Raw genomic sequence first — 13,093 nt, 5'->3', positions numbered from 1 at the left:
ACGCTAGTCGTCCCCCAGGTGTCCCGACAGTCGACCGAGGGCCCTCCGTGGGGGCGTCTCACCGGGACCGCACGGTCCGCGCAGGTGGGCCTGCGAACCGCCGGCCGGCGGCCGCCGCGGGGTCGCCGCCACCACCGCGGCGAGCACCGGCGTGTCGGGACGGCGTGTCCCGGCCAGCGGGGCCGCCGCCTCGGTCAGCGTCGCCCCGCTGGTCACCACGTCGTCCACCAGGACAACAAGCGTCCCCGGGCGGACGGTGGCCCCGGGCCGGAGAGCGAGCGTGCCGGCCAGGTTCGCGCGCCGCTGCGCGGCCGACAGCCCGGCCGAGTCGGCGACCCGCCCGGTGCGGCGCAGCAGCCGCGCGCCCGTCGCGGGCACCCCCGCGGCCCGAAGCTCGGCGACGGCGGCGCGGGTCAGCTCGGCGACGTGGTCGCGGCCGCGGGCGCGCAGCGCCGCCCGGGACGCCGGCAGCGGCACCAGGGCCACCGGGGTGTCCGGGCCCGCGGCGGGCACCCCCGCCCGCACCGCCGCCACCGCCAGGGCCAGCGCCGCCCCCAGCGGCCGGGCCAGCTCCGCCCGGCCGTGCTCCTTGAACGCGTTGACCGCCGGGCGCACCGGCCCGGCGTAGACGGCGGCCGCGACGGTGGGCGGGAAGCCGGCCGGGAACCGCCGTGGCTGCGCCAGGTGCGGGACGGCGAACGCCGCGGCGCAGGACCGGCACAGCACCGCCCCGGGCACGCCGCAGCCCGCGCAGGTCCGCGGCAGCACGAGGTCCGCGAGCGCGCCGGGCGCCGCGCGGAGCAGCTCCCGGACGGCGCGCACGCCCCACCCTGCACGGACGGGCGGCCCCCGCCCAGGCCGGTCGGCAGGCTGTGGACGGCCCCGTCAGGCGGGGAAGAACGGCTCGCTGCCGCGCACCGGCGGCTGGCCGCGCTGCAGGGTCACCCAGGTGCCGCCGGACAGCTGCCACATCTCGCCGCGGGCGCTGATCAGCGGCTGCTGCTCGGGCGCGGCGGCGATCGTGGTCGGCTGGCCGGGCAGCCCGGCGGTCGCCACGGGGGTCAGCCCCCACCCGTCGACGCCCAGCGAGTACGGGGCGCCGTCCTCCGTCCCGCCCGAGGCGAGGACCAGGAGGCGGTCGGCGGCGGCCCAGGCGACGTCGGTCACGCCGACCAGCGACGGCGCGATCGGGCGCAGGTCCCGCAGGGTCACCGGCGAGTCCTCGGCGCGGACGACGGTGCCGACGTACAGCTGGTTGCCGTTCACGATCACGGCCGCGCGGACGCCGTCCGGGGACAGCTGCAGCAGCGACGCGCGGCCCAGCGCCGCCAGGCTGGTCGCGTCGACCGGCTGCGGCGCGCCCTCGGCGGGGACGCGGACGACGTCGGTGTAGTCCCGGACGGTCCAGAACTCGTTGCGGGTGGCCGCGACGGTGGGCACGGTCAGCGCCTCGCCGGCCAGCACCTCCTCGAGGTCGCCCCCGTAGGACCCCCGCAGCAGCACCGCCCGCCCGTCGCGGACGGTGACCCCGACCATCGACGACCGCTCCCCCGTGCGCGTGTCGGTGGAGACCGCCGCGCTCTGCAGGCCGTAGGCGCCCTCCCCGGCGGGCCCCGGCGCGGGCGAGCCGTCGACCAGCCGCAGCGCGCCGTCGGCCAGGAAGTGCCCCACCGCCCCGACGGGCGCCTTCTCCGGGTCGAAGCCGGACCAGTCCTCCACCGTCTGCTGCTCGGGGAGGCCGTCCAGCCGCAGCGGCTCGCCGTCCACCAGCAGCTGGACCGACGGCGACCCGGGCAGCTGCTGCAGGGTCCAGACCAGCTGCGCGCACAGCACCGACAGCTGCGGCGCGGTGAGGTCGGCGATCCCGGAGAGGTCGACGGTGACCGACTGGCCGGCCACGGACACCGAGCGGACGAGCGTGGCCCCGCTCAGCAGGTTGCGCACCCCGGCGGCCAGCGCCGGGGACGGCCCGGCGAGCAGCCGCTCGACCAGCGCGGTGGGCTGGGCGTCGCCCTGGATGAGGTAGCGCGGGTCGGGCACGACGCGCTGCAGGGTCGGGTCCACGAAGTAGACCGCCCGCTGGTCGTAGATGCGCTCGAAGTCCGGCTGCAGCATGAGCAGCCCGTCGTCCGGCGGGTCGGTGATCCGCCACTCGCCGTCGACCTCGGCGAGCGTGAACTGCCGGGTGTAGTCCTGCACGCCGATGCTGAACACCCCGCGCGGGTCGACGCTGCCGACCTGGTCGGCGGTGACGGTGACCGTGCCGGGGCTGGCCGTCACGGTCGCGTAGTCGGCGGCGAGCACGGTGATGGTGCCCTCGTCCGACCACGCCTCGGCGGCCTCGGGGGTCAGGTACTGCCGGGCCACCGGGTGGTTGCGGGCGGTGCTCGCCGCGGCGTCGATGAAGCCGCGGACGATCTCCTCCGGCGTCGCGCCCTCCTCCGGCTCCAGTGGCTCGATGCCGACGGCCTCGGCGGTGCGGGCCGGCTCCTGGGTGATCTGCACCGTCGGCGAGCTCGAGGGCACCGTCGAGCAGCCGGCCAGCGCGACGGCGACCAGCGCCCCGAGCAGCCGGAGGGCGCGGCCGGTCACGACGGGCTCCCCGGACGGCGCACGATCGCCGGCCGCAGCGGCAGCGGGGAGCTGCTCAGCTCGGTGCCCGCGGTCAGCGGCAGCGTCAGCCGGAACTGCGCGCCCAGTCCGGGCGAGCCCCAGACCTGCAGCCAGCCGCCGTGCAGGCGGGCGTCCTCCAGGCTGATCGACAGGCCCAGCCCGCTGCCCCCGACGGTGCGCACCCGCGAGGGGTCGGCCCGCCAGAAGCGGTCGAACACGTGCTGGGCCTCCGCCGGGCTCAGCCCCACCCCGAGGTCGCGGACCGTGAGCGCCACCGCGACCCGGTTGGCCGCCCAGGTGATCTCCACCGGCCGGCCGGCGCCGTGCTCGACGGCGTTGCCGATCAGGTTGCGCAGGATGCGCTGCACCCGCCGCGCGTCCACCTCGGCGATGACCGTCTGGGTGGGGCCACTGACCCGCAGCTCGCAGTCGTGCATGCGGGCCAGCGCCGACATGTCGCCCACCACCCGCTGGATGAGCGCACCGACGTCGGTGGGCTCCCAGTCCAGCACCGCGACGCCGGCGTCGTACCGGCTGATCTCCAGCAGGTCGGTGAGCAGGGACTCGAACCGGTCGAGCTCGGCGTGGAGCAGCTCGGCCGACCGGGCCACGTGCGGCGGGAAGTCCCCGCGGGACTCGTGCAGCACCTCGGCGGCCATCTGCACGGTGGTCAGCGGGGTGCGCAGCTCGTGGCTGACGTCGGAGGTGAACCGCTGCTGCAGCTGGGACAGGCCCTCGAGCTGGGTGATCTGCCGCTGCAGGCTGTCGGCCATCGCGTTGAAGCTGGTGGCCAGGCGGGCGAGGTCGTCCTCCCCGCGCACGGCCATCCGCTCCTCGAGCTGCCCCTCGGCCAGCCGCTGGGCGGTGCCCGCGGCCCGCCGCACCGGGTCGACCACCAGCCGGGTCACCAGCACCCCGATGCCGACGACGAAGAGGGTGAGCGCGACCCCGCTGATCACGACGGTGCTGCGGATCCGCGACAGGCTCTCCTCCTCCTGGTCGAGGGGGAAGGCGTAGTACAGCTCGATCCGCTCGTCGCCGGCGGCGTCCACGGTGACCGGGGCGCCGATGAGCAGCGTCGGCTGGGGCTGGTCGAAGGCGTCGGGCACGAGCGCGTACTGGGAGAACTGGCCGCCGGAGTCCACCCCGGCGCGCAGCTGGCTGGGCAGCGCCGCGAAGACGTCGCGGCGGCCGGCGGGCAGCTCGCGGTCGCCGCTGCGGTGGACCATGACGACGTCGAAGTCGCCGGCCGAGCCCGCCCGGCTCTTGAGCCCCTGGACGGTGCGGTCGAGGGTGGACCGCAGGCTGGCGGCGTCGCCGGTGGCGATCCCGGCGACCTCGTCGCGGGCGTAGACCACGCCGGCCTGCGCCTGGTCGATGGCGGCGTCGCGCTTCACCGACAGCAGCTGGTCGCGGATCTGGCTGAACAGCACGAGGCTGACGATCACCACGACGGTGCCGGCCACGACCATGGTGATCGCGCCGATCCGCACGTGCAGCGACGAGCGCCACGCGTGGGCGACGGAGGCCGCCAGCCGGCGCGACGCGCGACGCGCGCGGGCGGCACGGAGCTGGGCCCGGCGACGCAGCCGCGCGACGCGGTCGGGACCGCCCCCCCGCGGCGGGCCGGGGGCCGGGTCCGGCGCGGCGGGAGCCGACGTGGCGGGCGCGGACGCGGCGACGACCGGCGCCTCCGCGGGCACGGGCCGAGCGGTCATCGAGCGCCGTTCGGACCGCGACTCACGGGGGGCCGGCCTTGTAGCCCACCCCGCGCACGGTCAGCACGATCTCGGGCCGCTCCGGGTCCCGCTCGATCTTCGCCCGCAGCCGCTGCACGTGGACGTTGACCAGCCGGGTGTCGGCGGCGTGCCGGTACCCCCACACCTGCTCGAGCAGCAGCTCGCGGGTGAACACCTGGCGGGGCTTGCGGGCCAGGGCGACCAGCAGGTCGAACTCGAGCGGGGTGAGCGCGATCGGCACGCCGTCGCGGGTCACCTGGTGAGCCGGCACGTCGATGGCGATGTCGCCGATGCTCAGGTTCTCCGCCTGCCCGGTCTCCCCGCGGCGCAGCTGCGCGCGGACCCGGGCGACCAGCTCCACCGGCTTGAACGGCTTGGTCACGTAGTCGTCGGCGCCGGCCTCCAGGCCCTGCACGACGTCGATCGTGTCGCCCTTGGCGGTCAGCATCACGATGGGGACGCTGGACTGGGTGCGGATGTCCTGGCAGATCTGCAGCCCGTTGCGGCCGGGCAGCATCAGGTCCAGCAGCACGATGTCCGGGCGGGTCTGCTGGAAGACGCCCACCGCCCGGTTGCCGTCCGAGACGAACGCGGGCTCGTAGCCCTCACGCCGCAGGACGATGCCGAGCATCTCGGCGAGTGCGGCGTCGTCGTCGACGACCAGGACGCGGCCGCGGCTGGGCCCGTTCGAGGGTGCGGTGGATGCCACGCCCCCATTCTGCGCTGTCGGACCCCCGAGACGGGCACACCCGCCCGGTCGGATGACCGGACGGGTGTCCCACGTGCCTCAGTAGCGGTAGTGGTCCGACTTGAACGGGCCCTCGACGGGGACGCCGATGTAGTCGGCCTGCACCTTGGAGAGCTCGGTCAGCTTGACCCCGAGCGCGTCGAGGTGCAGCCGCGCCACGTGCTCGTCGAGCTTCTTCGGCAGCACGGTGACGCCGGGGGTCCGGCCCTCGTAGGCGGCCCGGTTGTTCCACAGCTCGATCTGGGCGAGCACCTGGTTGGAGAACGAGGCGCTCATGACGAAGCTGGGGTGACCGGTGGCGTTGCCGAGGTTCAGCAGCCGGCCCTCGGAGAGCACGATGATCGTGTGGCCGTCGGGGAACCGCCACTCGTCGACCTGCGGCTTGATGTTGGTCCTCTCGATGCCCGGGGTGCGGGCGAGGCCGGCCATGTCGATCTCGTTGTCGAAGTGGCCGATGTTGCCGATGATCGCCTGGTGCTTGGTCCGGGCGAGCTGCTCGGCGGTGATGATGTCCTTGTTGCCGGTGGCCGTGATGACGATGTCGGCCTTGCCGATGACCTCGTCGAGGGTGGTCACCTCGTAGCCGTGCATCGCGGCCTGCAGCGCGCAGATGGGGTCGATCTCGGTGACGATCACCCGGGCGCCCTGGCCGCGCAGCGACTCCGCGCAGCCCTTGCCGACGTCGCCGTAGCCGCAGACGACGGCGACCTTGCCGCCGATCATCACGTCGGTGGCGCGGTTGATCCCGTCGATCAGCGAGTGCCGGCAGCCGTAGAGGTTGTCGAACTTGCTCTTGGTGACCGAGTCGTTGACGTTGATCGCCGGGAAGAGCAGCCGGGAGTCGCGGGCGAGCTCGTAGAGCCGCATGACGCCGGTGGTGGTCTCCTCGGTGACGCCCTTGATGCCCTGGCCGATACGGGTCCAGTACTGCCCGTCCTCGGCGAGGGTGCCGCGCAGGACGTCGAGGATGACGCCGTACTCCTCGGAGTCGGCCTCGGTGGTGTCGGGGACGGCGCCGTCGGCCTCGAACCGGGTGCCCAGGTGCACCAGCAGGGTCGCGTCGCCGCCGTCGTCCAGCAGCATGTTCGGGCCGACCACCGCGCCGGTCTCGTCGCGGAACTCGAACAGCCGCTGGGTGCACCACCAGTACTCCTCGAGCGTCTCGCCCTTCCAGGCGAAGACGGGCACGCCGGCGGGCGCCTCGGGGGTGCCGTCGCCGACGACGATCGCGGCGGCGGCGTGGTCCTGGGTGGAGAAGATGTTGCAGCTGACCCAGCGGACGTCGGCGCCCAGCGCCGTCAGCGTCTCGATGAGGACGGCGGTCTGCACGGTCATGTGCAGGGAGCCGGCGATGCGGGCGCCGGCGAGGGGCTGGGCGTCGCCGTACTCGGCGCGCAGCGCCATCAGGCCGGGCATCTCGTGCTCGGCGAGGGCGATCTCCTTGCGGCCGAAGCCGGCCAGGGAGAGGTCGGCGACCTTGAAGTCACCGGCGGACAGGACGGCGGTGCCGGGGGAGGCAGTCATGTCGCTCCAGGGATCAGGCCCCCCGCGACGGTCGCGGCGGGTCCGGGGTTCGGGAGAAGCGAGCATGCCGAGGCCTCGGCGGGGCTCGTGCCGCCGAGCAGTCTACGCGACGTCCGCCCCCGCGCCGGAGCCCCGGGACAGCGCGGCGGTCGTGCCCGCCGGCCCGCCGGGCGGTAGCTTGCCGTGCGGCACGGCTCCCGGCGGCGACGCCGGCCGGCGCCCGACCGCACGGTGACGCCCGAGGGCACGCGGCGCCGACCGACCCCCGATCGCAGAGGACGCATGGGCACTCCCACCCGCCGGCCGCTCGACGCCGACGCCCCGGCAGCCAGCGCACCTCCTCCGGCGGACGAGGCGGCGCCCCCACCCGCGACGGCGCCGTCGGCGTCCGGGCGGACCTGGCCCGCGGCGCTGCTCTCCTCGGCGGTCGTCGCCGGCCTGTTCACGCTGCTGTTCCTGCGCAACCACCGGTTCGCGTTCATCGACGACCGCCAGGCCGACGGGCTGGCGAAGATGGTCGACATCGGCCGGGTCCTCACGTCGGGCGAGTGGCCGTGGCTGTCCACCCACGTGGTGAACAGCGGCGCCTACGCGATCGAGAACCAGTACGGCGTCTTCAACCCGGTCGACCTCGGCTTCGCCGTGCTCGTGTCCCGCATGGACGACCTCGCGCTCGGGTCGTTCCTGCAGCTGCTCACCCACCTGGTGCTGCTCACCTCGGCGGCGGCGTGGCTGGGGCGACTGGTGGGTCTGACGACCGCGTGGACGGTGGCGTTCGCCGTCTCGGTCGGCTTCGGCACCTACACGGTCTACTGGGGCGCGGGCTGGTACGAGGCGGTCACCTCGTTCTCCTGGTTCGTCCTCGCGTTCGCCGCCCTGGTCGCGCTGCACCTGAGCGGGCGTCAGCGGTACGGCTGGGTGCTGCTGGGAGCGACGTACCTCTGCTATCAGAGCGGCTGGCCGCTCGCCGTCCCCCTGCTGGGCCTCACCGTCGTCGTGGTGCTGGTGGCCCGGCTGGTCGGCGGGGCCTCCCGCGCCTCCACCGGCTGGATGCTGGCCTGGTACGCCGGGGGCGCCGTCACGTCGCTGATCGGCCTGTACCCGCTCTTCGTGTCCTTCGAGTTCGCGGCGCGCAGCTCGTCGATCAGCAACGAGCAGAACGCGAACGTCGCCTCGCTCGACGGCCTGGTGCACGCCGCCGACCCCGCGTACCACGGCTGGCTGGACCTCTTCAACGGGCTGGAGCTGCAGCCGCTCCCCCACTACTACGTCGCCTGGTTCCTGCTCCCGGTCCTCTTCTTCTGGCGGCTCGGCCCGAGCGCGCGGCGCCCGGAGGTCCGGGCGCTGCTGTGGGCCGCCGTCGCGCTGCTGGTCGTCACGGCCCTCGGCACGCTGGGGCCCGAGCGGCTGCTGGTCTTCCGCTTCCCCACGCGGTTCCTCCAGTACGCGGGGTTCTTCCTGCTGCTGACCGCCGCCCTGGTCGTGGCGCACGGCCGCCGGGTGGTCACCCGCCGGCGGGTGGCCCTGTACGCCGGCACGGTCGCCGTCCTCGCGGTGCACGCGTGGCAGGCCGACCCGGCCGGTCTCGTGCGCATCGCCGGGCTGACCGCCGTGGTGGTGGCCCTGGGCGTCGCGCTGGCCGGGCCGCGGGCGGTCCGTGCGGCGGCCCGGCCGGGGGCACGGCCGACGGCGGGGGCGGGGCCGGCCGAGCCCGCCGCCGACCGGCACGACCGCACGGCGGGCCTGGTCGCGGTCGGCGGCACCGTGCTGGTCCTGCTGGCCACCGTGTGGACCAACCCGCTGGGCCGCGGCGCGGAGTGGGGCTTCCCGAACCGGGTGGCGGAGATGGAGACGCTGAGCCGGGAGGACTACACGCTCTGGTACGGCACCTACCCGCAGGTGCTGGACGGCACCGATGACGAGGACACCGACGTGCCGCAGGAGGTCCTCGACGGCTACTACGCCGAGTACCACCCCTCCTCGACCGGCCTGTACGCCGGCGACCGGTCGGTGAACGGCTACAGCCCGCTCGCCCACCGCGGGCTGCTCGAGCACGTCCCGCTCGACGACCAGGGCAACACCGACCCGAGCAGCGTGGAGGCCTTCACGTCCGTCGACCCCGCCACGGGGCTGACCTGGCTGGACCTGCTGCGGGTCGACCAGGTGGTCGCGCCCCTCGGGCCCCGGGACGACGCGCTGCGCGAGCGGCTCGGCGACGGCTGGGAGCGCGTCGAGGGCGAGTACACCGCCGCCTACCGCCGGGCGCCCGCCGGCCTGCCGGGGCTGCTGTCCTACGCGGCGCCGGGCGTCACCGCCGAGGGCGCGTGCCCGCTGCAGCACTCCCGCGAGTGTGTCGACGTGACGGTGGCCGGCGACGAGCCCGCGCGCGTGGTCTTCGCCCGGCTGTGGTTCCCCGGCTACTCGGCGACCCTGGACGGCCGGCCGGTCGACGTCGTCCGGCACGAGGACACGCTGGTCGCCGTCGACCTGCCCGCCGGCGCGTCCGGCGAGCTGGTGCTCGGCTACCGGTCGCCCGGGTTCGTCCCGCTCGCCATGCTCGCCGTCGCCACGCTCGCCGGCCTGGGCGCGGCCCAGGTGGTCGCGGCGCGGCGGGCCCGGCGCCCCTCCCCGGCAGAGGCGCAACCCCCGGCAGAGGCGCAGCCCCCGGCGCGGTAGCCGCCGGTCAGGACCGGCCGGCCGAGCCCGGGTCGACGATCCGGGCGACGACCTGCTCGTCCTCCTGGGTGTAGGCCTCGTACGTCACCTGCGCGCCGGTGGCCTGCAGCCACTCCTGCCAGGCCCGGAACTCGTGCTGCTCCCAGCCGGGGAAGTTGAAGAACTCGTCGAAGACGACGACCGAGCCGGCCCGCAGCCGCGGCCCGACGAGGTCCAGGACCGTCTTCGCCGACGAGTAGAGGTCGCCGTCCACGTGCAGGAAGGCCACCGGCCCGGGGTGGGTCTCGAGGAAGCCGGGCAGCGTCTCGTCGAACCAGCCGACGACGAACTCGGCGCCGGGGACGTCCGGGGTCCGGTCGACGGCGAACGTGCCCTGCCGGACGTGCGGCCGGTAGTCCTCCGGCAGCCCCTGGAAGGAGTCGAAGCCGTAGACCTCCTTGCCGGGCCGGGACTCGGCGATGACCCGCAGCGAGCGGCCGGTGAAGACGCCGAACTCCAGGGCCATGCCCTCGGCCGGCGCGATCTGCAGGCCGTAGCGCAGGGTGGTGAGCGGGTCGTGGAAGGGCCGGGCGTCGGGCATCTCGCGCATCTGGAACTCGCACGCGGCCGCCGCGGCCACCCGCTCCCCGGCGGCGAGGATGTCCCGCCGCGACCGGAACTCCGCGCCCAGGACCTCGCTGACCACCTCGCGGATCACGCGGTCGGACTCGGTCCGGACGACGTGGGCCACCCGCGCCTCGATCCGGGAGACGACCGCGCGCGCGACCGGGCGCACCAACCGCTGCCACAGCGGGATCCGCTCCGGCCCGCGGTCCTCCGTGCTGCCCCCCGTGCTGTCCTCCGTGCTGACCACGTGTCACTCCCGTTCGGCGGCTCCGGTCCCCCCGGCCGGCGGGCACCCCCGCCGGCTCCCCGTGTGTGCGGCCGGGACCCCGCCCTTGCGGCCGGGTCCCGTCCCGGCACCGTCGGCGGCGCCGGGGGGTGGACCATCTCACCCTCCGTGACGTCGGCGCCAGACCTCCGGAGCCGCCCGGCCGCGCCGGAGCCGCCCGCCCGGCCGCGCCGACCGGCGGGCGGGCCGGCGGGCGGGCCGGCCCGCGAGGAGTCAGCCCTCGCAGCCCACCCCGTCGCCGTCGCCGTCGAACCGGTCGTCCCACCCGGGGTCGCCGCGCCGCAGCGGCGCCGCCCCGGCGGCCCGGACCGCGGCGCAGTCGGCGTACGTGGTCGGCGCCTCGTCGGCCGGCACGGTGTCGTCGCCCCGGCCGCCGGGGAGGGGCTCGTCGGGACAGGTCGCGAGCACGCCGGCGGCGGCGTCCCGCTCCGCCGCGGTCATCCACAGCCCGTAGGCCAGCTTGACCGCGACCTGGCGGGCGACGTACGTGCACCGGTAGTCCCGGTTGGGCGGCAGCCAGGTGGCCGCGTCGCCGTCGCCCTTCTGCTGGTTGAGCGAGCCGTCGACGGCGAGGAGGTTGAGCGGGTCGTTGGCGAAGGCGGTGCGGGTCTCGGCGTCCCACGACTGCGCGCCCTTCTGCCACGCGTCGGAGAGGGCGACCACGTGGTCGATCTGCACGTCGTCGCTGGTGTCCTGGCCGCGGCGGAACTCGATCGAGGTGCCCGAGTAGGGGTCGGCCAGCGTGCCGGCGACGACCACGCACCCCCGGGTCCCCGACTCGAACCGCTCCCCGGTGAGGTCCCGGGCGAGGACGTCGTTGCGGGTGTCACACCCGTTCTGGTCGGTGTCGACCCACCCGGAGCCGAACCGGTCGCGCTCGTAGCCGGTGGTCGGCGCCCGGCCGCGGACCTCCAGGCCGTCGAGCGCGGCCAGTGCGGAGGCCGGCGGCGGCGCGGGCGCGGCGGGCTCCGTGCCCAGGTCACAGCCGCTCGCCCCACCGGCGGCGAGCAGGACGCCGAGGGCGGCGACGGCCCAGCGGCGCGGGATCGGCGGCACGGGAACTCCTCGCGGATCGGACCTCCCGACGCTAGGCCGGGGACGGCCGCGGACCGTGGCGGACACGCGGGCGTCCCGTCCGCGGCGGTCCCCGGGACGCCCGGAGGACCGGCGGCCCTCCGGCGGTCCGACTACGGTGGGTTGCCGGAACGACGGGCGCGGACCACCGCATCGGGCGGTGGACGGGGCGCGCGGACGTCGGGATCGTGGGGTGCGGTGTGCATCGGGCGCGCCGCCGGGAGCACCCGGTCCCCGAGACGAGGAGCGCGTGATGGTGACCGTGGAGACCCGCGAGGCCTCCCCCGCCGACGCGCCGCCGGCACGGCGCCGGGGCTGGCGGCCGGGCGCCGACCTGTGGTGGGCGCTGCCGGGCGCGCTGATCGGCGCCGTCGTCATCTGGATCGCCCATCGGGGGCTCGTCGACGACGCCTACATCAGCCTCGACTACGTGCGGAACCTCGCCCGGGACCTGCACTGGGGGATGATCCCGACCGAGACGTCGAACACCGCGACGTCACCGCTGAACATCATCGTCCTGGCGCTGGCGACCAAGGCGGTGGAGCTGGTGACCGGCGACGTCCGGCCGGTGCTCGCCCTGGGCATCGTGACCGTGCTGCTGTCGGCGGCGATGGCGGTGTGGACGGCGCAGGTCGCGCGGCGGCTCGGGATCGCGGCGTCGTGGTCGCTGGCCGTGGTGGTGCTGGTCTTCGCCAACCCGTTCGTCAACTCGTCGCTGGGCCTCGAGGTCCTGCTCATCGCCTCGCTGCTCACGGGGCTGCTCGCGCAGGCCGTGCGCGGCTCCCGGGTGGGCTTCGGCGTCCTCGCGGGGCTGGTCGTGCTGGCCCGGCTGGACGTCGGGGTGATCGTCGCGGCCGTCTACCTGCTGACTCCTGCGCTGCGCCGCCGGTGGTGGGTCGCGCCGCTGACGGCGGTCGCGGTGGCCCTGCCGTGGTTCGTCTTCAGCTGGTTCGCGCTGGGCTCGGCCATCCCCGCGAGTTTCGTCATCAAGACGCTGCAGCGGTCCTTCGGCGACATCACCTTCGCCAACGGCTGGTGGGAGCTGTGGACGGCCGACGGCACCGGCCTGGCCGTCTCCCTCGCCGTGGTGCCCGCCCTGCTCGGCGTCCTGGCGACCGTGGTCATGCTCGCCGCCGCGGCGGCCCGCCGGCTGCCCGCGCACCTGTGGCCGCTGGCCGGGATGGGGGTGGGCGGGGCCGCACACTTCGCGGCGTACTGCTACCTGCACGTCCCGCCGTACCACTGGTACTACGTGCCCTCGACCGTCGCGCTGGGACTGACCGCCGTCCTGTCCGCGGGGGTGTTCCTGCGGCGGCTGGTGCGCGACCGCGGCCCGGTCCTGCTGGGGCACGCCCTGGCCGGCGCGGCCGCCGTGGCGGTCGCGGTGCTGGCCGTCGTGTCCTTCGGCGGACGCTCGCTGCCCTGGACCCACCCGGTGGTCTTCGGCAACTGGGCCTACCCGCTGGACTACCTCGCCGTCGGGGTGGAGATCGGGGAGATCGTCGGCGACGCCACGGTCGCCGCGCCCCCGGAGATCGGCGCCACCGCCTTTGGCTGCGACTGCTCGATGGTCGACCAGTTCTCCGACCCCGGCCGCACGCTGCCCCTGATCCAGCAGCGGATCGACGAGGCCGGCCCGCTGACGCGGCTGGTCCTCAAGGTCAACTTCGTCCACCTCGACTGGGAGCAGACCCCCCGAGAGGTCGACTACCGCGTCGTCTTCGTCACCGGCCCGGCGCCGGAGGGCGTGCCGTCGTGGACCACGGAGAGCCCCGGCGGCCCGGGGACCATGTACCTGGAGCGGGTCGTCGACTGACCCGCCCGCCC

The 13,093-nt window shown here is 75.4% G+C and carries 9 protein-coding genes; 2 read left to right on the top strand and 7 right to left on the bottom strand.

All coding sequences use genetic code 11. The annotated features are described in order from the left end of the window. Positions 1–3: 3 nt before the first annotated feature. The 5 genes from ACI79F_RS07675 to ahcY form a co-directional block, all read right to left on the bottom strand. Entirely contained in the window at positions 4–822 is an 819-nt protein-coding gene (locus tag ACI79F_RS07675; protein ID WP_456544609.1) for a ComF family protein, read from the bottom strand. Between the two features lie 63 nt (positions 823–885). Next, positions 886–2,592: an LpqB family beta-propeller domain-containing protein gene (locus ACI79F_RS07670; RefSeq protein WP_456544610.1), complete on the bottom strand. Its 1,707-nt coding sequence runs from the start codon at positions 2,590–2,592 to the stop codon at positions 886–888. After that, entirely contained in the window at positions 2,589–4,331 is a 1,743-nt protein-coding gene (mtrB, locus tag ACI79F_RS07665; protein ID WP_456544611.1) for an MtrAB system histidine kinase MtrB, read from the bottom strand. The genes ACI79F_RS07670 and mtrB overlap by 4 nt, the downstream gene beginning before the upstream one ends. Positions 4,332–4,353: 22 nt before the next feature. Beyond that, on the bottom strand, positions 4,354–5,061 hold the full coding sequence (gene mtrA / locus ACI79F_RS07660) for an MtrAB system response regulator MtrA (protein ID WP_456544612.1): 708 nt from the start codon (positions 5,059–5,061) through the stop codon (positions 4,354–4,356). A gap of 78 nt (positions 5,062–5,139) precedes the next feature. After that, complete coding sequence (gene ahcY / locus ACI79F_RS07655) at positions 5,140–6,624, bottom strand: adenosylhomocysteinase (protein WP_456544613.1); 1,485 nt, start codon at positions 6,622–6,624, stop codon at positions 5,140–5,142. Between the two features lie 282 nt (positions 6,625–6,906). Here ahcY and ACI79F_RS07650 point away from each other — a divergent pair, with 282 nt between their 5' ends. Next, positions 6,907–9,300, top strand: coding sequence for a hypothetical protein (locus ACI79F_RS07650; RefSeq protein ID WP_456544614.1), 2,394 nt, complete (start codon positions 6,907–6,909; stop codon positions 9,298–9,300). 7 nt (positions 9,301–9,307) lie between these two features. Here ACI79F_RS07650 and ACI79F_RS07645 read toward each other — a convergent pair whose 3' ends face one another. Then, complete coding sequence (locus tag ACI79F_RS07645) at positions 9,308–10,153, bottom strand: class I SAM-dependent methyltransferase (protein ID WP_456544615.1); 846 nt, start codon at positions 10,151–10,153, stop codon at positions 9,308–9,310. Between the two features lie 252 nt (positions 10,154–10,405). After that, entirely contained in the window at positions 10,406–11,248 is an 843-nt protein-coding gene (locus ACI79F_RS07640; RefSeq protein ID WP_456544616.1) for an HNH endonuclease family protein, read from the bottom strand. A gap of 271 nt (positions 11,249–11,519) precedes the next feature. On the opposite strand from ACI79F_RS07640, the gene ACI79F_RS07635 reads away from it, so the two are divergent. Next, positions 11,520–13,082: a hypothetical protein gene (locus ACI79F_RS07635; RefSeq protein ID WP_456544617.1), complete on the top strand. Its 1,563-nt coding sequence runs from the start codon at positions 11,520–11,522 to the stop codon at positions 13,080–13,082. Positions 13,083–13,093: the final 11 nt, after the last annotated feature.

It is taken from the genome of Blastococcus sp. SYSU D00868 (assembly GCF_054050575.1).
This window is presented reverse-complemented; position numbering and strand designations above follow the sequence as displayed.